Annotated in this window: 23 protein-coding genes; 14 read left to right on the top strand and 9 right to left on the bottom strand. The window is 40.8% G+C overall.

Going from position 1 to position 22,142, the window contains the following annotated elements; all coding sequences use genetic code 11:
* Positions 1-34 precede the first annotated feature (34 nt).
* The gene (dapD, locus tag AC3CAU_RS12050; protein ID WP_131214845.1) at positions 35-856 is read right to left on the bottom strand and encodes a 2,3,4,5-tetrahydropyridine-2,6-dicarboxylate N-succinyltransferase; all 822 of its coding nucleotides are present in this window, start codon (positions 854-856) and stop codon (positions 35-37) included.
* A 407-nt stretch (positions 857-1,263) separates the two neighbouring features.
* Here dapD and carO point away from each other — a divergent pair, with 407 nt between their 5' ends.
* Positions 1,264-2,016, top strand: a complete 753-nt coding sequence (gene carO / locus AC3CAU_RS12055; protein WP_424618895.1) for an ornithine uptake porin CarO — start codon at positions 1,264-1,266, stop codon at positions 2,014-2,016.
* A 391-nt stretch (positions 2,017-2,407) separates the two neighbouring features.
* On the opposite strand, the gene AC3CAU_RS12060 is transcribed toward carO, so the two are convergent.
* From AC3CAU_RS12060 to AC3CAU_RS12090, 7 genes are all read right to left on the bottom strand, one after another.
* A complete protein-coding gene (locus AC3CAU_RS12060; protein WP_131214841.1) occupies positions 2,408-3,331 on the bottom strand; it encodes a CysB family HTH-type transcriptional regulator in 924 nt (307 codons plus the stop codon).
* Between the two features lie 54 nt (positions 3,332-3,385).
* Positions 3,386-4,447, bottom strand: coding sequence for a sulfate/molybdate ABC transporter ATP-binding protein (locus tag AC3CAU_RS12065; protein WP_131214839.1), 1,062 nt, complete (start codon positions 4,445-4,447; stop codon positions 3,386-3,388).
* Positions 4,448-4,458: 11 nt separating this feature from the next.
* The gene (gene cysW / locus AC3CAU_RS12070; RefSeq protein WP_447053388.1) at positions 4,459-5,352 is read right to left on the bottom strand and encodes a sulfate ABC transporter permease subunit CysW; all 894 of its coding nucleotides are present in this window, start codon (positions 5,350-5,352) and stop codon (positions 4,459-4,461) included.
* Positions 5,349-6,182 (bottom strand): sulfate ABC transporter permease subunit CysT, encoded by an 834-nt coding sequence (cysT, locus tag AC3CAU_RS12075; RefSeq protein ID WP_131214835.1) that lies wholly within the window; start codon positions 6,180-6,182, stop codon positions 5,349-5,351. Before cysT ends, cysW begins: the two co-directional genes overlap by 4 nt.
* An 84-nt stretch (positions 6,183-6,266) precedes the next feature.
* Positions 6,267-6,872 (bottom strand): alpha/beta hydrolase, encoded by a 606-nt coding sequence (locus tag AC3CAU_RS12080; RefSeq protein ID WP_131214833.1) that lies wholly within the window; start codon positions 6,870-6,872, stop codon positions 6,267-6,269.
* Positions 6,873-6,901: 29 nt separating this feature from the next.
* Positions 6,902-7,915, bottom strand: a complete 1,014-nt coding sequence (locus tag AC3CAU_RS12085; RefSeq protein ID WP_447053387.1) for a sulfate ABC transporter substrate-binding protein — start codon at positions 7,913-7,915, stop codon at positions 6,902-6,904.
* A gap of 177 nt (positions 7,916-8,092) precedes the next feature.
* A complete protein-coding gene (locus AC3CAU_RS12090) occupies positions 8,093-9,097 on the bottom strand; it encodes a sulfate ABC transporter substrate-binding protein (RefSeq protein WP_447053386.1) in 1,005 nt (334 codons plus the stop codon).
* A 167-nt stretch (positions 9,098-9,264) separates the two neighbouring features.
* On the opposite strand from AC3CAU_RS12090, the gene pabC reads away from it, so the two are divergent.
* From pabC to AC3CAU_RS12110, 4 genes are all read left to right on the top strand, one after another.
* Positions 9,265-10,077 (top strand): aminodeoxychorismate lyase, encoded by an 813-nt coding sequence (gene pabC / locus AC3CAU_RS12095; RefSeq protein ID WP_447053385.1) that lies wholly within the window; start codon positions 9,265-9,267, stop codon positions 10,075-10,077.
* A 1-nt stretch (position 10,078) separates the two neighbouring features.
* On the top strand, positions 10,079-11,128 hold the full coding sequence (gene mltG, locus AC3CAU_RS12100; RefSeq protein ID WP_447053384.1) for an endolytic transglycosylase MltG: 1,050 nt from the start codon (positions 10,079-10,081) through the stop codon (positions 11,126-11,128).
* A 3-nt stretch (positions 11,129-11,131) separates the two neighbouring features.
* Positions 11,132-11,731: a dTMP kinase gene (tmk, locus tag AC3CAU_RS12105; RefSeq protein WP_447053383.1), complete on the top strand. Its 600-nt coding sequence runs from the start codon at positions 11,132-11,134 to the stop codon at positions 11,729-11,731.
* Between the two features lie 93 nt (positions 11,732-11,824).
* On the top strand, positions 11,825-12,241 hold the full coding sequence (locus tag AC3CAU_RS12110) for a PaaI family thioesterase (protein ID WP_447053382.1): 417 nt from the start codon (positions 11,825-11,827) through the stop codon (positions 12,239-12,241).
* A 72-nt stretch (positions 12,242-12,313) separates the two neighbouring features.
* On the opposite strand, the gene nadB is transcribed toward AC3CAU_RS12110, so the two are convergent.
* Positions 12,314-13,957 (bottom strand): L-aspartate oxidase, encoded by a 1,644-nt coding sequence (gene nadB, locus AC3CAU_RS12115; RefSeq protein WP_165494018.1) that lies wholly within the window; start codon positions 13,955-13,957, stop codon positions 12,314-12,316.
* Positions 13,958-14,185: 228 nt separating this feature from the next.
* On the opposite strand from nadB, the gene AC3CAU_RS12120 reads away from it, so the two are divergent.
* The 9 genes from AC3CAU_RS12120 (at position 14,186) to recO (ending at position 22,131) form a co-directional block, all read left to right on the top strand.
* Complete coding sequence (locus AC3CAU_RS12120; RefSeq protein ID WP_447053381.1) at positions 14,186-15,568, top strand: Do family serine endopeptidase; 1,383 nt, start codon at positions 14,186-14,188, stop codon at positions 15,566-15,568.
* Positions 15,569-15,705: 137 nt separating this feature from the next.
* Complete coding sequence (locus tag AC3CAU_RS12125) at positions 15,706-16,167, top strand: acyl-CoA thioesterase (RefSeq protein WP_447053380.1); 462 nt, start codon at positions 15,706-15,708, stop codon at positions 16,165-16,167.
* 253 nt (positions 16,168-16,420) lie between these two features.
* Positions 16,421-18,238 (top strand): translation elongation factor 4, encoded by a 1,818-nt coding sequence (lepA, locus tag AC3CAU_RS12130; protein ID WP_424619465.1) that lies wholly within the window; start codon positions 16,421-16,423, stop codon positions 18,236-18,238.
* A gap of 21 nt (positions 18,239-18,259) precedes the next feature.
* Positions 18,260-19,087 carry a signal peptidase I gene (lepB, locus tag AC3CAU_RS12135; RefSeq protein ID WP_447053379.1) on the top strand — a complete coding sequence of 276 codons (828 nt, stop codon included), beginning with the start codon at positions 18,260-18,262 and terminating at the stop codon, positions 19,085-19,087.
* A gap of 20 nt (positions 19,088-19,107) precedes the next feature.
* Complete coding sequence (locus tag AC3CAU_RS12140) at positions 19,108-19,482, top strand: DUF4845 domain-containing protein (RefSeq protein ID WP_447053378.1); 375 nt, start codon at positions 19,108-19,110, stop codon at positions 19,480-19,482.
* A complete protein-coding gene (gene rnc, locus AC3CAU_RS12145; protein WP_131214808.1) occupies positions 19,454-20,146 on the top strand; it encodes a ribonuclease III in 693 nt (230 codons plus the stop codon). Before AC3CAU_RS12140 ends, rnc begins: the two co-directional genes overlap by 29 nt.
* A 5-nt stretch (positions 20,147-20,151) precedes the next feature.
* Positions 20,152-21,180: a GTPase Era gene (era, locus tag AC3CAU_RS12150; RefSeq protein ID WP_131214806.1), complete on the top strand. Its 1,029-nt coding sequence runs from the start codon at positions 20,152-20,154 to the stop codon at positions 21,178-21,180.
* Between the two features lie 36 nt (positions 21,181-21,216).
* The gene (locus AC3CAU_RS12155; RefSeq protein ID WP_131214804.1) at positions 21,217-21,408 is read left to right on the top strand and encodes an NF038104 family lipoprotein; all 192 of its coding nucleotides are present in this window, start codon (positions 21,217-21,219) and stop codon (positions 21,406-21,408) included.
* Between the two features lie 12 nt (positions 21,409-21,420).
* A complete protein-coding gene (gene recO, locus AC3CAU_RS12160) occupies positions 21,421-22,131 on the top strand; it encodes a DNA repair protein RecO (RefSeq protein ID WP_131214802.1) in 711 nt (236 codons plus the stop codon).
* Positions 22,132-22,142: the final 11 nt, after the last annotated feature.

Consider the following 22,142-nt stretch of genomic DNA (forward strand, 5'->3'; position numbering starts at 1 on the left):
CGAGAAACACAAATTTTCCGTGTAAATTAAAGACTTAGTCTTCGCGTAATAAATCGTTTAGGCTGGTTTTAGCACGCGTTTTCGCATCAACTTTTTTCACGATGATTGCAGCATATAAGTTGCAAGTACCATCTTTAGAAGGAAGGCTACCAGAAACAACTACAGAACCTGCAGGAACGCGACCGTAGTGGATTTCGCCAGTTGCGCGGTCAAAGATTTTAGTCGATTGGCCAATGAATACCCCCATTGAAATCACAGAACCTTCTTCAACAATTACACCTTCAACGATCTCAGAACGTGCACCGATAAAGCAGTTGTCTTCAATAATAGTTGGATTTGCCTGAAGTGGTTCAAGTACGCCACCAATACCCACACCGCCCGACAAATGTACATTTTTACCAATTTGTGCACATGAACCTACAGTTGCCCATGTATCAACCATGGTGCCTTCATCAACGTAAGCACCAATGTTGACATAAGAAGGCATCAATACCACATTTTTTGCCTGGAATGAACCTTTACGAGCCACAGCAGGTGGCACAACACGCACGCCAGCAGCTTTAAACTGTTCTTCAGTCCAATCGCCAAACTTGGTATCTACCTTGTCGTAGAAACGAAGATCACCAGACTCAATGGTTTTGTTGTCATTTAGTTTAAAAGATAACAAAACTGCTTTTTTAAGCCATTGGTGAACAATCCATTCACCATCAATTTTTTCAGCTACACGAAGTGAGCCGTTATCTAGGCCAGCAATAGCTTCTTCTACAGCGCTGCGCACTTCAGCAGGGCAATCAGCCGCTGTGAAATTAGCACGATCTTCAAAAGCTTGTTCAATGATTGTTGAAAGCTGAGACATGATCTTCCATTTCCAAAAAAATTTCCCAAGATTTTACACTATATTGAGACAAAAATAGATGAAAAAGTGGCTTTAGATCGGAATTAATTATTAAACCTATCTGGAAGGCTTTACTCACCAAAATGCGAGAGATTTATTTGAGAGGTTTGTAAAGTATTAATGCGTTAACACAACGCAAACAATACAGTGATTAATGCAATATCTTATTAAGCTTGATATAGAGATTTCATCCAATAATATAAAATTATCTATATAAAAAATCATTACTAATCAATGATAAATAGTATTTGTATCAAAATTTAACAAAAGTAAGCAAATTTTGAATAAAACATAAACTCTTTATCTTTTATAGTTTAAATACGAAAAAAACATTAATGATGAAATAAGCCATTTTGAGGAGAAACACGATGAAAACTTTAAGTACGATTTTAGCAGCAACTGTACTAACAGCTCTTGCCGGTACAGCGATGGCTGACGATGCAGTAGTACAAGATGGTTATGCATTTGATCGCAATCAACTTATTCCAACAGGTGTTCGTGCTGAAGTAGGTACAACAGGTTATGGTGGTGCGTTACTTTGGACTGCAAACCCATACGTAGGTTTAGCGCTTGGTTATAACGGTGGTGACATTTCATGGACTGATGATGTTTCAGTAAATGGTACGAAATATGACCTAGATATGGACAACAAACTAGCTTATTTAAATGCGGAGATTCGTCCTTGGGGTGCCAGTGAAAACCGTTGGGCACAAGCTTTATATATGGCTGCTGGTGTAGGTTATCTTGACAATCAATATGATTTACAAAAACGTATCGGAAATGGTGAGACCTTAAGCATTGACGGTAATAACTATCAATTAGGTGTTGCCGGTCAAGAAGGAAATGTACGTGGGAAAATGTCTTATGAAAATGATATTGCTCCTTACGTAGGACTAGGGTTTGCACCAAAAATTAATAAAAACTGGGGTGTGTTCGGTGAAGTCGGTGCTTATTATACAGGCAATCCAGATGTTCAATTAACACAAAATAATTTAGTCCCAGTGGCAGGTAATACTGTATTAGCTCAAGATGCAGTAGATAGAGAAGCGAATGAAATAGCGAATGATGATAAATACGCATGGTTACCGGTAGCTAAATTAGGCGTAAGCTACCACTGGTAAGTTAAAATTATCATTCTTTAAAAAAAACGAGCTTCGGCTCGTTTTTTATTTTCGAAAATTAAGTTTTTAAGTTTAAGTTATTGCAGATTATCTGTTGAAAAGTAAATCCTTTTAATTAAAAGCACTAACTCAGTTTAATGCGCTAACGCAATGCATCAATTATTTACCCAAGATAGAAGATCTAAATAAACTGGCTAGATCATTTTCGATAGCTGTTTTCTGAAATATGGGTTTCAATCAAGTCAGTTAAAAATAAAGCGTAATGGTGGAGTTCTAAAAATAGAGCAAGGCTTTGATTTGATGTCTCAAATTAGATAAATAGAATAATAGAAATACTTCGATAGAATTAAAAAAGGGATATTGTAATATCCCTAATCTAAAAAATGTGATTTCAATCCTCGGGATAAGCAACTCGTTTTAATGCTTTGATATCCGCTTCAGGTGAGCAGAGTGAAATAAACTCATAACCATAGCCGCGCAGTAAATGACCTTTACGTACTGCAATCCAGGTGGTATTTAAGCCAAAAATATCGGTTGGAATTTGTTTTAAACGGTAGTCACGTTCTGAATCATAAGCGACATTGTTGACAATGCCGACGCCCATATCCAGTTCGACATAGGTTTTGATAACGTCGGCATCAAGTGCTGACATTACAATATCGACATCAATTCCTGCCTCTTCAAAGGCCTTGTCAATTTTTGAACGGCCGGTAAAACCGCCATGGTAGGTAATCAGCGGGTATTGCGCCAAGTCTTCTAAACTAATATCTGTTTTATTGGCCAAAGGATGATTTTGTGGCGTAATAATACTGTGTTGCCAAGTATAAAAAGGCACACTCGCAAGATTGTCTTCAGTGGTTAAAGACTCGGTTGCAATACCGATATCGGCTTCACCTTGAAGTAGCATTTCAGTAATTTCAACCGGACTTGCCTGTTGCAAAATCAGGTGTACTTTTGGAAATTCTTTTTTAAATTGATTTACAATCGGCGGTAACACATAACGTGCTTGCGTATGTGTAGTTGCAATCGTAAGCGTGCCTTCATCGACGCGGTTAAAGTCATCTGCAAGACGTTTGATGTTGTCTGCATCGACCAGCATGCGTTCAACAATGCCCAGTAAAGACTGACCCGGCTCAGTTAAACCCAGCAAACGTTTCCCTTTGCGGATAAACAATTGCACACCCAGTTCATCTTCCAAATCTTTAATGTGTTTACTCACCCCTGATTGTGATGTGTAAAGTGCTGCTGAAGCTTCAGTTAAATTAAAATTTTGTCTAACGGTTTCTCGAATAATTCTTAATTGTTGGAAATTCATGAGTCTGCATACCTTAAAAGGGGATGGGGCTTGTTTTGCCCCATCTATTTGTTCTTAAGCGACATCATTGGCAAATAAATGCAATGCAGATGGGCTTAACCATACAGTTTGATTGGGTTTGAATTGATGTAATTTGGCCTCTTCAGAGCTAAGCGAAATTTCAATCAAATTACCTTGGCGATCCTGAAGTTCGGCAAGCACTTTACCGGCAATCCAGATTTCACGTAAGAACGTAGCTTGAATAGCATTTTCTTGCGGAGCGGCATGAATGCTGAGTTCGTTTGGACGCGCAAAGGCAATGATTTCACCTTGGGGTGCATCTTTCACCTGTGGTAACTGAATACGGTCTTCACCCAGATGAATGATGCCTTGCTGATTTTGACCTTCGAAACGATTGGCCTGACCCAGAAAGTCGAAAACAAACGGCGTTGCCGGTTTTTCATAAACTTCACGTGGTGAACCAATTTGCTCTACATTTCCTTTATTCATCACGATAATTTGATCCGCCACTTCTAAGGCTTCTTCCTGATCGTGGGTGACAAAAATAGAGGTGATATGCAATTCATCATGTAAGGTACGTAACCAGCGACGCAGTTCTTTACGCACTTTGGCATCTAAAGCACCAAACGGCTCATCCAGTAACAGTACGCGAGGCTCAACAGCGAGTGCTCGGGCCAATGCAATACGTTGACGTTGACCGCCTGATAACTGAGCCGGGAAACGATCCGCCAAGAAACCGAGTTGAACCAAATCAAGTAAACGGGTGACACGTTTTTTGATTTCAGCTTCAGAAGGACGCGTCGAGCGCGGACGAACACGTAAACCAAAAGCAATATTGTCAAATACAGTCATATGACGGAACAATGCATAGTGCTGGAAAACGAAGCCCACTTGACGTTCGCGAACGTGTACATCAGTTGCGTCTTCACCTTCAAGAATCACCTGACCGCCATCCGCTGACTCCAAGCCTGCGATAATGCGCAGCAGGGTGGTTTTGCCGCAGCCTGATGGACCGAGTAATGCCACCAGCTGACCATCTGGAAAATCCAGTGATATATTTTTAAGTGCATGGAATGCACCGAAGTGTTTTTCAATATTTTTAACTTGAATACTCATGATGTCATTCCTTAAGAAACTTGTGACTCTTCATTGCGTTTGTTTTGCTTTTCTTGGCGTATTTCAACCCATGTTTTTAAAATCAAGGTCACAATGGCAAGTAAAGCCAACAGCGAGGACACCGCAAACGCAGCACTAAAGGTATATTCGTTGTAAAGAATTTCGACGTGTAGCGGTAAGGTATTGGTTTCACCACGAATGTGACCAGACACCACCGATACTGCACCGAATTCGCCCATCGCACGGGCATTACACAGAATCACCCCGTAAATCAGACCCCATTTAATATTCGGCAAGGTCACTTTACAGAAGGTTTGCCAGCCAGAAGCACCGAGTACAATCGCGGCTTCTTCTTCTTCGGTGCCTTGCGCTTCCATTAAAGGAATCAATTCACGAGCCACAAAAGGAACAGTAATAAAGATGGTTGCAAGTACAATGGCAGGCACGGCATATAACACTTTAATGTCATGATCCATCAGCCAACTGCCCATCCAGCCTTGAGTACCAAAAATTAGCACCAACATCATACCTGCAATAACCGGCGATACAGAGAAGGGTATGTCAATAATAGTGGTTAAAATGGATTTACCGTGGAAGTTGAATTTTGCAACAGACCAGGCAGCAGCAACACCAAACACCACGTTTAATGGCACGGCAATGGCAGCAGTCAATAAAGTCAACTTTACTGCAGATAAAGTGTCTGGATTGATCAGGGCTTGAAAATAAACTGCAACCCCTTGCTTAAAGGCTTCAACAAAGACCAAAATTAACGGAAGAATCAGGCAGCTCAAGAAAAAGATCAGCGCAATGGTAATCAGAAGATTACGCACCCAGGCCGGTTCGCGGGTTGCATCACGAGATTGCAGTTTTTCTGCTAAAGCATTGCTATTGGTAGTTAAACTCATGGTGCAGTTCTCCCTGTACGGCGGCTTGCCCACGCTTGTAGCAAGTTAATCAGGAATAAAATCGCAAAAGAAATTAACAACATCACCACCGCAATCGTGGTTGCACCTGCGTAATCATATTCTTCTAAACGCGAAATAATCATCAAAGGCGCGATTTCAGTTTCATAGGGCTGGTTACCGGCAATAAAGATCACTGAACCATATTCACCGACACCACGTGCAAATGCCAATGCAAAACCAGTCAGTAATGCAGGAAACAGAATCGGCAAAATGATTTTAGTTATAATCTGAAAACGGTTGGCGCCGAGTGCTGATGCAGCTTCTTCCAGTTCGGTTTCCATATCACTTAAAACAGGCTGTACCGTACGAACCACGAAAGGTAAGCCAATAAAAATCAGCGCAAGCGTGATTCCTATCGGAGTATAAGCCACTTTAATACCAATCGGCTCCAGGTACTGACCAATCCAGCCTGTAGGCGCATATAAAGATGTCAGGGCGATACCGGCAACTGCGGTTGGTAAGGCAAAAGGTAAGTCGACTAAAGCATCAATAATCCGTTTACCAGGAAAGCTGTAACGAACCAGACACCATGCCAGTAACAAACCAAATACTACATTGACTAAGGCAGCAATAAGTGCGGCACTAAAACTTAACTGCAAAGATTTTAGGATACGTTCTGAACTTAAAATTTCCCATAAACCGTCCCAACCAATTCCCAGTGATTTAATAAACACTGCAGAGAGTGGAATAAGAACAATTAATGACAAATACGCTAGGGTAAAGCCTAGAGAAAGACCAAATCCTGGCAGCACTCGGGATCGCTGCGACATGATTACTCCTCAAAAGAGAAAATGCTGACCAATTAAGTCAGCAAAAATAAAAGTTTAATTAGGCACAAGCATAATTTGCAGACTTCAAATTGCAAATTTAAAATAATACTTGCTCTCATCAGAAAAATTGATATGTTGCAGTACATTTTCTGAAATCAAATAATCATAAATTTCAGGAAATGGACCAAAACCAGAAGCAACATTAATATGTCCGACTTGACCTAAGTTAATAGGATTGAGCTTCCATGCTTGGGCTAAGCATTTGGCATCTTCAAAATTTAACCAAGGATCGTTTTCACTAATCATTAAAGTGGTCGGTACGGCAATTTTCAGTTGGTGGAAATACGCACTGTAATCTGATTGACTATCACGTGCGAAACCAGCTTCACCAAAACGTGCAGGATTTGCGGGTGCAACCAAAATCAAATTTTTAATTTTTTGATTTAATTCCGGATGCTGAGCCAATGCTGCAACGGTGGTTAGGCAACCAAAGCTATGCGCAACGATTTGGATCTGACCTTGAATTGGAGTTACAGTATTTACAAATTCGCTTATCCAGTTTTCAAGTACCGGGTCATTCCAATCCTGTTGCTGTACACGAGAGCATGACATGAGTTGTCGTTGTAACCAAGATTGCCAGTGGGCATGTTCGCTGCCACCTACGCCTGGAACAATTACGGTATGAATCATGTCGATGCTCCTCTATCTTTGCAGCACGATTATTTCGCGCTATTTGCCTTTACGATTTGGTCAAAGATGCCACCATTTTCAAAGTGAGCTTTTTGAACTTTATCCCAACCACCAAATTCCTGGTCAATGGTGACAAGTTTAAGTGGCTTGAATACATTGCTGTATTTGGCTAACACTTTTGCATTACGTGGACGGTAAAAGTTACGTGCTGAAATCTCTTGACCCAATGGTGAATACAAGAAGTTCAAGTAACCTTGCGCCACGTATTTGTTACCTTTTTTCTCGGCATTTTTTTCTACAATCGCAACCGGTGGCTCAGCCAGAATGGACAGGCTAGGCGTTACAATTTCAAATTTACCCGGTTGTTCACGAAGCGCTAAGTGAGCTTCGTTTTCCCAAGCCAGTAATACGTCACCAATGCCGCGTTCAGCAAATGTGGTTGTTGCACCGCGTGCACCAGAATCGAGAACTTTGGTGTTTTTATAAATTTTACGCACAAATTCTTGGGCTTTGGCATCGTTGCCACCCGGTTGGTGTTTCGCCCACGCCCATGCCGCTAAATAGTTCCAACGTGCGCCGCCAGACGTTTTAGGATTTGGCGTGATGATGCCTACACCCGGTTTAACCAAGTCGCCCCAGTCTTTTAGACCTTTAGGATTGCCTTTACGTACCAAGAAAACGATGGTAGAGGTATAAGGTGTTGAGTTTTGAGGAAGTTTCTTTTGCCAGTCAGCTGGAAGAAGTTTGGTTTTTTGTTCAATCACGTCAATATCCGCAGCAAGAGCCAGCGTCACGACATCAGCATCTAAACCATCAATTACTGCACGTGCCTGTTTGCCAGAACCACCATGAGATTGTTTGAAATTGATTTTTTGACCTGTGCGGCTTTCCCAGTATTTGCCGAACTGTTTATTGATATCTTCATAAAGTTCACGCGTAGGGTCATATGAGACATTTAAAAAGTCTTTTGCCAGGGCACTAAAAGATGTTGCAGAGATAACTGCGGCTAAAACCCCTAACCTTAATGTTGCTGAAATGCTCATGCCAACCTCAATATGCTTAACTATTTTGTAATATAAGTGCAGAATAGCGCCATACTTTATGCATAAAAAATAATAAAAAATGGATTTAATATGAAAAAAAGAGATAAATAAAGCCTGTTCGGTATCCAAAGCACTGGCCTTATGAATAAAGCCAGTACTGTTCTTGATCTTCCCAGATTATTTGGTGCTATTAGCTTTCACGATTTGGTCAAAAACGCCGCCATTATCAAAATGTTGTTTCTGAACTTTGGTCCAGCCACCGAATTCTTTATCAATAGTTACAAGCTTCAAAGGTTTGAATACGGATTTGTATTTTGCCAATACAGCCGCATTGCGTGGACGATAAAAGTTATTGGCAGCAATGGTTTGACCAGCAGGTGAATACAGATAGTTGAGATAAGCTTTGGCTAAATTCAGGTTGCCGTCTTTCTCGGCATTTTTTTCTACAATCGCCACCGGTGGTTCAGCCAAAATAGACAATGATGGCGTCACAATTTCAAACTTGCCCGGCTGTTCACGTATCGCCAAGTGAGCTTCGTTTTCCCAAGCCAACAAGACATCACCAATACCGCGTTCAGCAAATGTAGTGGTTGCTCCACGTGCACCAGAGTCGAGAACTTTGGTGTTTTTATAGATTTGACGTACGAATTCTTGTGCTTTGGCATCGTTACCGCCTGGCTGATGTTTCGCCCAAGCCCAAGCCGCTAAATAGTTCCAGCGTGCACCGCCAGACGTTTTAGGGTTAGGAGTAATAATGCCTACACCGGGTTTAACCAGATCGCCCCAGTCTTTAATACCTTTCGGATTGCCTTTATGTACAAGAAATACAATGGTTGATGTATAAGGGGTGGAGTTATTGGGAAACTTTTTTTGCCAGTCTTTTGGCAGAAGATTCGTATTTTCTGCAATGGCATCAATATCTGCAGCCAGTGCTAAAGTCACAACGTCTGCATCAAGACCATCAATGACTGAACGTGCCTGTTTGCCGGAACCGCCGTGTGATTGCTTGAAGTTAATCTCTTGGCCTGTGGTTTTCTTCCAATATGCACCAAACTCTTTATTATAGTTTTCATACAGTTCACGGGTTGGATCGTAAGAAACGTTTAAAAAGTCTTTTGCAAGCGCACTAAAAGATGTTGCCGAAATAAGTGCTGCTAAAACCCCGATTTTTAATGAGCGCATTTTTACTATCCTTTACATTTAAATTATTCATGTTTTGTAACAAGACAAAGCATAGCGTCATCTTTTTTATTAAAAAAATAATAAGAAACGAATTTGATATGAATAAAAAAGCTATTAATCTAAGGCGGCTGTTTTAAACTAAGTTATCATTTACAGGATGCTTTGTTATGCCATGTTTTAAGAATGCAGAGGAAGTAAACGAAATTTCATTATTGGATCGGGCCTTCCATTATGGTGATGGTTGTTTTACGACTGCTCGTGTTCGGCATGGCAAAATTGAGCTTGAAAACCTGCATATGGCGCGACTGCATTTAAGTTGTGAACAATTGCTGTTAAAAGCAGATTTAAGCTTGATTCAAAAAAGTTTGGCTTTATTGCAACAACAATTTCTGGAAGTGAATGGCACGCTTAAAATCATCATTAGCCGCGGTGAAGGACAGCGCGGATACAGCCTGCCTGATCATCTGGCAGATGTATGGGTGTTTTTTTATCCTAAGGTTGTTGATGATTTTCAAGTTGAAAAAATAAAATCGGGGGTACTACAACAGGCACTGGGACTGACCATGCCCAGCCTGGTCGGTTTAAAAAGCCTGAATCGTTTGGAACAGGTATTATTAAAAAATGAGGCCGATCAAAAAGGCTGGGCGGAAGCACTGGTGACCGATGTGCAAGGCACTGTTGTTGAAGGAGTAAGCAGTAATTGTTTCATTCGTTTAAACAATAGATGGATTACCCCAGAACTTCGTTATAATGGCGTGCATGGTGTGATGCGCGCGGAGATATTATCTCGTATGCAACAACAAGGTATTCATTGCGAACAGCGCTTTATTGATATGGAAGAAATTTCAAAATTTGAAAGTCTGTTTTTCTGTAATGCCTTAAGTCCAATGAAAGTTGTGACTGAACTTAATCAGCAAACTATGAATGTTCAAGCCTGTATTGAACTGTTTAATAACCTTCAATTGACTCAGATTCGTTAATATGTCCAGCACACAGAAAAATTCAAAAAAGAAAGCCACAAAAGTGTTTCCATTGAAAGGTTTGATTATTTTATTCCTGGGTTTTGTGGTGATGGCTTCAGTCATCTTATGGTCAAGCTTATTTAAGGCTTACCCAGTTCAAGGTCAAAAGCAGATGCTGGCGATTGGAAATGGAGATACCTATTCAGGCTTTATTGATCGTTTAGCTCAGGAAAATAAAGTCAGTTTCCCAATTGTATTGAAGCTTTATCAAAAAATCGTGATTCATGACAGCATGAAAGCCGGTGTATATGAAGTGCGTCAGGGCATGACGATTCGTCAAGTGATGGATATGGTATCAAACGCTGAAAATGCACAAATGAATCGTATTCTGGTGATTGAAGGCACAACGTTCAAACAGCTAATTGAAAGATTGAAAAAAGATGATCTAGTGACTAAAGAAGTGCTGAATCTGCCACAGGAGCAAATGCTGCAAGCATTGAATATTCCATTTAATCATCCTGAAGGCCTTTTTGCGCCGGATACCTATTTCTTTGCCAAAGGTGAAACAGATAGAAAAATTCTGACAGATTTGTATAACCGTCAAATGAAATCTTTAGATACTGCCTGGGCCAATCGTGCAACCGATTTACCTTATAAAGATAAATATGAAGCTTTGATTATGGCTTCAATTATTGAAAAAGAAACCAGTCTGGATCGTGAGCTTGAACAGGTTTCCGGTGTGTTTGTCCGCCGCTTAAAAATGGGCATGCGTCTGCAAACAGATCCTACTGTTATTTATGGGATGGGAGATAATTATAAAGGCAATATCACCCGCACAGACTTGCGTACACCGACTTCTTATAACACTTATACCAATAATGGTTTACCACCAACTCCAATTGCGTTACCCAGTCAAAAAGCCATTGAAGCTACAATGCATCCCGATGCCTCAAATAATATCTATTTTGTGGCAACAGGTAATGGGGGGCATAAATTTACGGCAAGTTTAGATGAGCATAATCGTGCAGTGCAGGATTACTTGTCAGTTTTAAAATCGAAGAAGGAGTGATGGATGTTTATTAGTTTTGAAGGCACTGAAGGTGTCGGGAAAACCACACTCATTCGTAAAATTTATGACTATTTAGAACAGCAAGGTCAGCAAGTGGTGCTTACTCGTGAGCCGGGTGGCACACCGATGGCAGAACAGATCCGTTCGCTACTGTTGTCAGTTAATCATGAAGAAAGCATGGCCAATGATACTGAATTGCTACTCATGTATGCTGCCCGCGCACAACATTTGCAGCAAGTGATTGTGCCTGCCTTGTCCGCAGGTAAAACGGTGCTGTGTGACCGTTTTACCGATGCCAGTTTTGCCTATCAATGTGCGGGGCGTGGCTTAAGCAAAGAAAAATTGCAGTTATTGAATGCAAATTTTGTCTCACATATGCCGAATATCACGTTTTGGCTCGATGCACCGACTGAACTGGGCATGTCGCGTGCGCGTGAGCGTGGAGCACTGGATCGTTTTGAACAAGAAAAAGCCACTTTTTTTGAGAAAGTACGCTCGGGTTATCAGGAACTTTGGGAAAAACAAGGTGAACGGATTAAGCGCTTAGATGCCACTCAAACACCAGATCAGGTGTTTGAGCAGGCAATGATCTATCTGAAATAACTTTGTAGATTGAAACAAAGATCAAAAAGATCAGTGCTTAAGATGGTTTATTCTTTTATATTCAGTATCATCAGGGATGAAGATGAAATATAAATGAAAAGTACCAAGGCCGAAATTATTGCTTTTTTACAGACTGAGTTTCCACAAAGTCTGGAAAAATGTGAAATAGAATCAGTGACTGAAAAAGGCGCATCCATTATTTATCATGTGGGTGCTGCTGATTTAAGACCGGGTGGAACAGTATCGGGGCCGACCATGATGACTGCTGCCGATTATGCGCTATATACTGCAATACTGGGCGAGATCGGCATTGTCGCGTTGGCAGTCACCACCAGTTTATCCATCAATTTTTTAAGAAAACCTACAGCAGAACAGGATATTCGTGCAGTTTGCAAACTAATGAAAGTCGGCAAGGCACTGATAGTCGGAGATGTATGGTTGTATTCGATTGATTCGGAAGAACCGATTGCCCATGCTGTAAGCACTTATTCCATACCGCCTCAGCGATAAATAAAGGTTATGCAGCATTAAAAAGCCAAACAAACATGTTCGGCTTTTTACTGATTTTATAATTTTTAAAAATTAGGCTTCAGCATTCACCAATGGTGTTTCCACTTGAAAGCTAGGTGGGATTAGAATGGTTTTACGCAACTCATCTGACAATTCAGGGTAATCCAAAGTAAAGTGCAGACCGCGTGATTCTTTACGCTCCATGGCACAGCGCACAATCATCTCGGACACCAAAACCAGATTACGCAGTTCAATCAGGTTTTTACTGACTTGGTAATCGTGATAATACTCGGTGATTTCCCGTTTCAGCATTTCAATACGGTGTAGCGCACGTTCCAAACGTTTCGTGGTACGAACAATGCCGACATAGTTCCACATGGTCTGCCGCAGTTCATCCCAGTTTTGTAGAATGACTACATCTTCATCTGGATGCATCGCCTGAGAATCATCCCAAGCAGGTACATCGGGAGATTTATATTGGGTATCAAACTGACTTTCAATATGTTTTGCAGCACTCATGCCATACACAAAACATTCTAAAAGTGAGTTGCTGGCCATTCGGTTAGCACCATGTAAGCCAGTATATGAAGTTTCCCCAATCGCATATAGTCCTTCAATATCCGTCTGGCTGTGTTCATCGACCACCACACCGCCACAAGTATAGTGTGCAGCAGGAACGACCGGAATCATTTCTGTGGTGATGTCGATGCCCAGTTCCAATAGACGGGCATATAAGGTAGGGAAATGTTCCTTCACAAACTCGGCCGGTTTATGCGTGATATCGAGCCAGACATGACGAATTCCCAAACGCTTGATTTCATAGTCAATGGCACGTGCCACAATGTCACGCGGTGCCAGTTCAGCGCGTTCGTCAAAACGCAGCATGAAACGTTCACCATCCGGTAAGCGTAAATAAGCCCCTTCACCACGCATGGCTTCAGTAATCAAAAATGAACGTGCTTGAGGATGATAAAGACAAGTGGGGTGGAACTGGTTGAATTCCATATTGGCCACACGACAGCCAGCACGATAAGCCATGGCAATCCCATCACCGGTGGCAATATCCGGATTAGAAGTATATAGATAGGCTTTCATGGCTCCACCACACGCCAAAGCGGTAGAGGGTGCTAAGAAGGTATGCACTTTTTCAGTTTTTTCGTCTAAAGCGTATAAGCCCAGAGCGCGGTTGCCTTGATCTTTCATCCCTAATTTCTGTGAAGTAATCAAATCAATGGCAATGTAATTTTCAAAAATGCTAATGTTCTTTTTTTCTTGAGCTCGTTCAACGAGGGTGGTTGAAATGGCACGACCGGTTGCATCTGCTGCATGGATAATACGGCGCTGTGAATGGCCACCTTCACGAGTTAAATGCAGTTGTTCTTGTTCGTCTAAGGTGAATTGAACACCATGTTTTAAAAGGAAATCAACCGAGGGCTTGCCGCCTTCCACCGTTTGTTTAACCGCTTCAATCTCACATAACTGCGCACCTGCAATCATGGTGTCATCAATGTGCTGTTCAATTGAATCAGTTTTATCTAGAACAGCCGCGACACCACCTTGGGCATAAAAAGTACTTGCATCTGTTAGAGTTGATTTTGCCAAAACTGCAATATTGAAATGATCAGGGAGCGATAAAGCCAGACTTAAACCAGCACCACCACTTCCCACAATGATCACATCAAAATGATGCGTAGTAGTTAAATTAGACATGTCCATCAGCTAATTGGAAAAAAAGTTTGGTAATAACAACGCTTTTTTGATCAAAAAACAAGAGCTAATATGCTAATGTATGATGAGAAAAATTAATAAACCAACAAACTTTTAAGAAATAATTAAGCTGTTGTTTATACAAATATAATTAAACATCTTATTACACCAGGTAGACAAAGTTTATGCTAAAAACGGTCTACCCATATTTACAACGAAATGGAGCGAATGCTTTATATGAAAAATCGCTATGTACAAAAAGGAATTTATGCTGCGGTGTTTACCATGGCGGCATTGCAAACCCAAGCAGCATCGTCAGTAGACTTTTCTAATTTAGTTGAGCAAGTCAGTCCTGCAGTTGTCAGTGTAAATGTCGTTAAAAAAATGACAGAGCAAGAATTGCTGCAGCAGCAAGTTCCTGAAATATTAAAACGTTTCTTCGGTAATCGGGTGATCATTCCTCAACAACAGGCACCCCAAGATAAAACGGCTTTTGGCAGTGCGTTCTTTATTAGCAAAGATGGTTATTTATTGACGAATCACCATGTGGTAGAAGATGCTTCTAAAGTGACCATTATGTTAAATGATCGCCGTGAGATTGATGCGACTGTTGTCGGAAGTGACGAGCGTACAGATGTTGCGCTTCTCAAAGTTAATGGCTCGAATTTCCCTGAATTACGTACGGGTAATGTTGATCGACTCAGAGTGGGAGAGCCAGTACTGGCCATTGGTTCACCATTTGGTTTTGACTATTCAGCTTCTGCCGGCATTGTCAGTGCGAAAATGCGCAACATGATGGGAGAAACCTCAGTTCCATTTATTCAAACCGATGTAGCTTTAAACCCGGGAAATTCGGGTGGTCCATTATTTAATCAAAATGGTGAAGTGGTTGGGGTGAACTCACGGATCTTTAGTGGGACAGGTGGATATATGGGCTTGTCCTTCTCTATTCCGATTGATGTGGCAATGGATGTGGCAGAGCAGTTGAAAAAGAATGGTAAGGTGACACGTTCATACTTAGGCGTAATGCTGCAAGATATCGATCGTACCCTTGCAGAATCTTATAAACTTTCCAAACCTGAAGGTGCACTGATAACCCAGGTGGCACCAAATTCTCCGGCAGCCAAAGCAGGCTTCAAGTCGGGCGATGTGATCTTGAAATATAATGGGTCACCCATTTCAAGAACTTCGGATTTGCTCAATTACCTAAACCGAACCACACCGAATCAAAATATTCAATTGCAAGTTTTACGCGATGATAAAATCCGTAATATCTCAGCAACATTAACCACTGCTCCAGATGATACCCCTGCAAAAGTGGAACAAACTGCTGAACAGAAAGGTCCAGTTATCGGTGTTAGCATTCGTAATTTAACTGCTGTAGAACAAACGCAGTTGAATATTAAAGGTGGTATTTTAGTAGAGGAAGTGAAACGCGGCGGTATTGCTGCACAATCGCGTATGACTGCCGGAGATATCATTACTCAAATCAACAATAAAAACATTCTCAACAGTACTGATTTTATTAAATCTGTGTCTGAATTGAAAAAAGGTTCAATTGCACGTGTTTCGATTATTCGTCGAGATCAACGTGCTATTTTAGGTATGCGTATTGAGTAACGTAAATGAGGTAAGCTCGAAACCACTCTGAAAAATGAGTGGTTTTTTATATTTTGCAATTTTACTCGATCCTGAAATTACGTAGACTGTATTTCCTTGAACGAAATTTTTGCAACGAGTAAGGATTTAAAGAATAGATGAGCACAGTTTTTGATTTAGAAATGACCGTTCAATCAGATCATATTGACAGTTTGGGGCATGTGAATAATGTGGTGTATATGCAGTGGATACAGGAAGTGGCGACTGCTCATATTGAAGCCTTAGGTTTGGGACTCAAGCAATATCTCGAGCTGAAGCATGCAATGGTGGCAATTGAACATCATGTGCAATATCGAAAAGCGGCGTTTGAAGGCGAAAAAATTATCTTGCGCACCTGGTTGAATGATATCAATGCCCTCTACTCTTTCCGTCAATACGTTTTCTATCGTCCTCAAGACCAAAGTGTTTTATTCACGGGAAATACCAAATGGGCGTGTATTGAAATCGCAACAGGTCGACCAAAACGCATGTCACCGACTTTTACTCAAGCCTATCAACCGATAGCCGCTGATATTAATCCGCTGGATTTCACTCATATTAATTCAAAGGGTGAATATTGATCCATCTATTTCTATCCACTAAAGCTTAAAAAACCTGAGTTAATTACTGTCATTACATTCATAGATCAATACTGGGATAAGTCAGATTTATAGCAAAGTTTTGTAGAAGAAACTGACTATTTTTAAAAGCTCTCTGTATTTTTAACTATCTACTGCTTATACTGTGCAACATCTTCGGAATATCCTTTTTTGCACGTCATAAATACTTTGTTCATTCAAGTATGTGATTGTGTGTTTTGATTTAGAGTAGTTTATGGCAGTTGCTAAAAAGTCAGTTAATATCAATAATATACGAAATTTTTCGATTATTGCACATATCGATCATGGTAAGTCGACGCTTGCAGATCGGTTCATTCAAACCTGTGGTGGTCTACAAGCTCGCGAAATGCAAGCGCAAGTCCTTGACTCTATGGAGATTGAGCGCGAACGTGGAATTACAATTAAAGCGACTTCGGTAACGCTTTATTATACCCATCCCAATGGTGAAGAATATCAATTGAATTTCATTGATACCCCAGGACATGTGGATTTTTCATACGAAGTTTCTCGCTCTCTTGCTGCCTGTGAAGGTGCTTTGCTGGTGGTTGATGCTGCACAAGGTGTAGAGGCTCAATCAGTAGCCAACTGTTATACCGCTCTTGAACAAGGGCTTGAAGTGCTTCCGATTTTAAACAAGATTGATTTACCTCAAGCTGAACCTGAGCGTGTAATTCAAGAAATTGAAGATATTATCGGAATTGAGGCAACAGAAGCACCTACATGTTCTGCAAAAACAGGTCTAGGTGTTGAGGGCGTTTTAGAAACCTTAGTGAATGTGATTCCGCCACCAGTCGGCGATCGTGAAGCAGCATTGCAAGCCTTGATTGTCGATTCTTGGTTCGATAATTATTTGGGCGTGGTCTCGCTGGTTCGTATCAAACATGGCCGTATCCGTAAGGGCGATAAAATGCTGGTCAAATCGACCGGACAGACCCATATTGTGACCTCAGTCGGTATTTTTAATCCAAAACACACTGAAACAGGCGAGTTAGAAGCGGGTGAAGTGGGCTTTGTTATTGCCGGGATTAAAGATATTTTTGGTGCGCCAGTGGGCGATACCATTACTTTGTCTACGACCCCAGATGTTGCTATTTTACCTGGTTTCAAAAAAGTTAAACCGCAGGTATATGCGGGCCTATTCCCGATTGATGCCAGCGATTTTGAACCATTCCGTGAAGCGCTGCATAAATTACAAATTAATGATTCAGCATTGTTTTTTGAACCAGAAAGTTCAGATGCCTTAGGTTTTGGTTTCCGTTGTGGCTTTTTAGGCATGTTGCACATGGAAATTGTGCAAGAGCGTTTAGAGCGTGAATATGATTTAGACCTGATCAGCTCTGCACCAACGGTAATTTATGAATCGTTAATGAAAAATGGTGAAACCATTTACATCGACAGTCCATCGAAAATGCCTGATGGTTCAACGGTTGAAGATTTACGTGAGCCGATTGCTGAATGTCATATTCTGGTTCCTCAAGAATACTTGGGTAACGTCATGACTTTATGTGTTGAGCGCCGTGGTGTGCAAAAGGAAATGAAATTCTTGGGTAAGCAAGTATCGCTGACTTTTGAAATTCCATTGGCTGAAGTGGTGATGGACTTCTTTGACCGTTTAAAATCATGTTCACGCGGTTTTGCCTCGCTCGATTATAACTTTGTACGTTTTGAAAGCTCGTCTTTGGTCAAAGTAGATGTACTGATTAACGGTGAAAAAGTTGATGCATTGGCGATGATTGTTCATCGTAATGATGCACGTCATCGTGGTATTGCGCTGGTCGAAAAAATGAAAGAGCTGATTCCACGTCAGATGTTTGATGTTGCAATTCAAGCGGCGATTGGCGCACAAATTATTGCGCGCTCAACCGTAAAAGCGATGCGTAAAAACGTATTAGCGAAATGCTATGGCGGTGACGTTTCACGTAAGAAGAAACTGTTATCGAAGCAAAAAGAAGGTAAGAAACGCATGAAACAAGTGGGCAGTGTTGAAATCCCGCAAGAAGCGTTCTTGGCTGTATTGAAAGTAGAAAGATAATAAAATTGAGGATATAAGCCCATGGATTTTGATTTTAATTTAATCCTTGTACCAGCGACGCTAATTTTCTTTTTGTTGTGGTTGTTGGATAAGTTTGTCTTGAAGCAAAGACAAACACGAGGCAAGGGTAATGAAAATTTCATTATTACATGGGCTTATGATTTCTGGCCGGTTTTGGCTGTTGTCCTGATTTTACGTTCATTTTTATATGAGCCTTTTAATATTCCTTCAGATTCGATGGTGCCGACTTTAGAAACTGGCGATTTTATTCTGGTCAACAAATTTACTTATGGAATGCGATTGCCTATCGTAAATACCAAAGTGATTGACGTCGGTGAGCCAGAACGTGGTGATGTGATTGTATTCCGTTACCCACCGCAACCAACGATTAGTTATATTAAGCGTGTGGTGGGCTTGCCAGGCGATCACATTGTTTATGATCACGGACAGTTATCCATTAACGGGAAAAAAGTCGCTAAAGTTCCAGTGGAATTTAGCCGTGAAAAAGATATCTTAGATACCCCAACATCTATTTATTATAAAGAAACCTTAGGCAACCATACCTTTAAAATGCGTGAGCTTGAAGGTGTAAATGTTGCACGCCAAGCACCATTTATTAATTATGTTGAAAATGGCAAATACTCGGCTGAAAATGGTTTATATTGGGAAGTCAAAGTTCCACAAGGTCATTACTTCGCGATGGGGGATAATCGTGATCAAAGTGCTGACAGTCGTTTTTGGGGTTTTGTACCGGAAGAAAACTTAACAGGTCGTGCATTCTATATCTGGATGCATAAAGAGCCTGGTTTTAAATTGCCGTCATTTAATCGTAACGGTAAAATTGATTAAGCATGAACGGAAAATAAAAAATGCGTAAAAATCAACAAGGTGCGTCTTATATTGCAATTTTGATTGCAATTATTGGTTTTGCATTTTTAGTAAAAATTGTTATTGCAGTTTGGGGGCCGTACGTAGATGATCGAATGATCGATAATCAGATTACGGAATTAATGAAAAGTAGTCCAAAAAACATTGCACCTTCTGAATTTGAAAAACAGATGGGGCAGCGTTTTGATATGAATGGTATACGTGATATCAAGTTTAAAGATGTTGCAAAAGTCGTCAATATCGATGGGCTACAAGTGAAAAAAGAGTATGAGGTAAGAAAGCCATTCTTACTCAATATAGATTTAGTATTAAAGTTCGAGAAAAGTTTTGATCAAAGGTCAGTCCAAACCAAGTGATATGCACTTGGTTAGCCGTATCGGTTACCAGTTTAAACAGCCAGAATTATTACGGCTTGCACTGACACACCGATCGGTGAGTCATAAATCTAACTACGAGCGTCTGGAGTTTTTAGGCGATTCGTTATTAGGGATGATTATTGCCCATTATTTGTATCAAGCCTATCCGCATGAAAATGAAGGACGTTTAACGCGTATGCGTGCCACATTGGTTCGTCAAGAGGCGTTAGGCAAAATTGCAAACGATCTGAAACTTGGTCCGTGTTTAATCTTAAGCACAGGTGAGTTGAAATCGGGTGGACATCATCGAGAATCTATTCTTGCTGATACTGTAGAAGCGATTATTGGTGCAATTTATGTCGACTGCAATGATTTAAAAATCTTGCAAGAGATTGTACTTAAATGGTACGTACCATATTTAGACCATATTGAGCCTACAGACCAACTCAAAGATCCAAAATCACGCTTACAAGAATATTTACAAGCCCGTAAAAAGCCTCTCCCTGTTTACGATGTTGTAGATATTCAAGGCGATGCCCCGAATCAGCATTTCAAAGTGGAATGTATTATCGAGGGTTTGCCTGTATTGTACGGTGAAGGATCCAGTCGTCGCTTTGCTGAGCAAGCAGTAGCGGCAGATATTTTAAAACAATTGGAGCAGTAATCTGCATGACTACACATTCTGATCACATCGATGCTGATCACGAGCCGCAAAGCAACGGCAATGACCTGGTTAATGAATTTTTCAGTTCACAAGGCACAACTATTCCTGCAGATTTTAAAAGCGGATTTGTAGCTATTGTTGGACGTCCAAACGTGGGTAAATCTACGTTAATGAACCATATTTTAGGTCAAAAACTTTCCATTACTTCACGTAAGCCACAAACGACTCGTCACAAGATTGTCGGTATTGATACGCGTGAAAAATCTCAGGCCGTATTTGTTGATACGCCAGGGATGCATAAAAAAGAAGTCCGTGCCATCAATAAAATGATGAACCGTGCAGCAAGTTCGGCATTGCGTGATGTCAACTTGGTATTGTTTGTTCTGGATGCTGATAAATGGACTCAAAATGATGAGCTCGTTTTGGAAAAACTGAAGAATGCTGAAATGCCAGTAATTCTGGTCATCAATAAAATTGATACACTTGAAAATAAAAACCATGCACTACCGTTGATTCAAGAACGCGCAAAATTAATGAATTTTGCCGAAATTGTTCCGGTTTCTGCACTTCGTGGTGCGAATTTAGATCATTTACGTGACACAATTGAACGTTACTTGCCGTTCCAGCCACCTTTATATGCGCTAGATCAAATTACTGACCGTTCAGAGCGTTTCCTTGCTTCTGAAGTGATTCGTGAAAAGATTATGCGTCAGTTAGGTGAGGAACTGCCGTATGATTTAACCGTGCAGATTGAGTCATTCAAGACTGAAGATGCAACTGTTCATGAGAAAACCGGTCGTCCAAAACCAGCATGTACCTATATTGATGCGACTATTTTTGTTGATCGCCAAGGCCAGAAAGCCATTGTAATTGGTGAAAAAGGTGCGAAGCTGAAAAAAATCGGTATGGATGCGCGTGCCGATATGGAAAAAATGTTTGAACAAAAGATCATGTTGACACTTTGGGTTAAAGTAAAAGGCGGTTGGTCTGATGACGAACGCGCATTGAAAAGTTTAGGTTATAGCGATATCTAAGCACATAGATAAGTAACTCTTTTATAGGGAATAGTGATGATCAAAGTATTGGCAGTTATAGCATGTGTTTTATTCCTGCAAGGCTGTATTCATAAACTTGTCACTGTCCCTGTAAAAGTCGCTTATAAAACTACCAAGGGCGTGGTTAAAGGCACTGCAGCCGTGGTAGGTGCCGTCATTCCTGATGGGGATGATGACGAAACAAACTCTAAAAAGAAAAAAGACTAGATTTGATTATTCATGCGAAATGAAGAATTGCATGGTTATTTAATCCATCACCGTAAATACCGTGAGCGCAGTCATATCGTGCATTTGTTTACGCAGGAGCATGGCCGTGTTGATGGGATATTGAGACAAACGCCACCTCCGCAATATCAACCGATTTGCTTGCAAGCTTCAGGAAAATCGGATCTTAAAAATTTCACTAAACTTGAAATTGTCAATCAGCCGGTTTTTTTCTTTGGCGATGCCTTCTTTTCTGGTTTCTATTTGAATGAACTTATTCTTCGTTTGTGTCCAGTTGAAGTCGAAATGCCGCAGACTTTTGTGCAATATCATCTGACCTTGCAACAACTACAGCAATTGGCACAGCACGAAAACCCTCATCTGTTTCTCAGACAAATTTTGCGTCAGTTTGAGCATGCCCTGTTAGAAGAGCTTGGTTATGCACTCGATTTTAGTATTGATGCCCAGCAGCATGAGATTCAAGAAGCCCAGCACTATATATTTCAGCTCAATGAGGGTTTTATTCCGACAGCCCAACAGTCACGCTCAACTTTATTGGGACAGCATATTCTGTCGATGCTCGATTATGAAAAGGGTAGGGATTTTAACTCGGAGCAGTTACAATTGTTGGCGCAACTGTACCGGCAGATGATTACTTCTCTGTTGGGAGACCGGCCGCTGAAAAGCCGTCAATTGTGGGTTCAAAATACTCAATCTAAATCTTAATTTTTAATCAT

It is taken from the genome of Acinetobacter sp. GG23 (assembly GCF_057766365.1).

Coding starts and splice junctions, on each gene's coding strand:
- AC3CAU_RS12120 (WP_447053381.1), top strand. CDS start 14,186: ATGAAAAATCGCTATGTACAAAAAGGAATTTATGCTGCGGTGTTTACC.
- AC3CAU_RS12085 (WP_447053387.1), bottom strand. CDS start 7,915: ATGAGCATTTCAGCAACATTAAGGTTAGGGGTTTTAGCCGCAGTTATC.
- AC3CAU_RS12060 (WP_131214841.1), bottom strand. CDS start 3,331: ATGAATTTCCAACAATTAAGAATTATTCGAGAAACCGTTAGACAAAAT.
- cysT (WP_131214835.1), bottom strand. CDS start 6,182: ATGTCGCAGCGATCCCGAGTGCTGCCAGGATTTGGTCTTTCTCTAGGC.
- AC3CAU_RS12140 (WP_447053378.1), top strand. CDS start 19,108: ATGCGTAAAAATCAACAAGGTGCGTCTTATATTGCAATTTTGATTGCA.
- AC3CAU_RS12090 (WP_447053386.1), bottom strand. CDS start 9,097: ATGCGCTCATTAAAAATCGGGGTTTTAGCAGCACTTATTTCGGCAACA.
- AC3CAU_RS12155 (WP_131214804.1), top strand. CDS start 21,217: ATGATCAAAGTATTGGCAGTTATAGCATGTGTTTTATTCCTGCAAGGC.
- pabC (WP_447053385.1), top strand. CDS start 9,265: ATGCCATGTTTTAAGAATGCAGAGGAAGTAAACGAAATTTCATTATTG.
- nadB (WP_165494018.1), bottom strand. CDS start 13,957: ATGGACATGTCTAATTTAACTACTACGCATCATTTTGATGTGATCATT.
- era (WP_131214806.1), top strand. CDS start 20,152: ATGACTACACATTCTGATCACATCGATGCTGATCACGAGCCGCAAAGC.
- dapD (WP_131214845.1), bottom strand. CDS start 856: ATGTCTCAGCTTTCAACAATCATTGAACAAGCTTTTGAAGATCGTGCT.
- recO (WP_131214802.1), top strand. CDS start 21,421: ATGCGAAATGAAGAATTGCATGGTTATTTAATCCATCACCGTAAATAC.
- cysW (WP_447053388.1), bottom strand. CDS start 5,352: ATGAGTTTAACTACCAATAGCAATGCTTTAGCAGAAAAACTGCAATCT.
- AC3CAU_RS12080 (WP_131214833.1), bottom strand. CDS start 6,872: ATGATTCATACCGTAATTGTTCCAGGCGTAGGTGGCAGCGAACATGCC.
- AC3CAU_RS12110 (WP_447053382.1), top strand. CDS start 11,825: ATGAAAAGTACCAAGGCCGAAATTATTGCTTTTTTACAGACTGAGTTT.
- carO (WP_424618895.1), top strand. CDS start 1,264: ATGAAAACTTTAAGTACGATTTTAGCAGCAACTGTACTAACAGCTCTT.
- AC3CAU_RS12125 (WP_447053380.1), top strand. CDS start 15,706: ATGAGCACAGTTTTTGATTTAGAAATGACCGTTCAATCAGATCATATT.
- mltG (WP_447053384.1), top strand. CDS start 10,079: ATGTCCAGCACACAGAAAAATTCAAAAAAGAAAGCCACAAAAGTGTTT.
- lepB (WP_447053379.1), top strand. CDS start 18,260: ATGGATTTTGATTTTAATTTAATCCTTGTACCAGCGACGCTAATTTTC.
- AC3CAU_RS12065 (WP_131214839.1), bottom strand. CDS start 4,447: ATGAGTATTCAAGTTAAAAATATTGAAAAACACTTCGGTGCATTCCAT.
- tmk (WP_447053383.1), top strand. CDS start 11,132: ATGTTTATTAGTTTTGAAGGCACTGAAGGTGTCGGGAAAACCACACTC.
- lepA (WP_424619465.1), top strand. CDS start 16,421: ATGGCAGTTGCTAAAAAGTCAGTTAATATCAATAATATACGAAATTTT.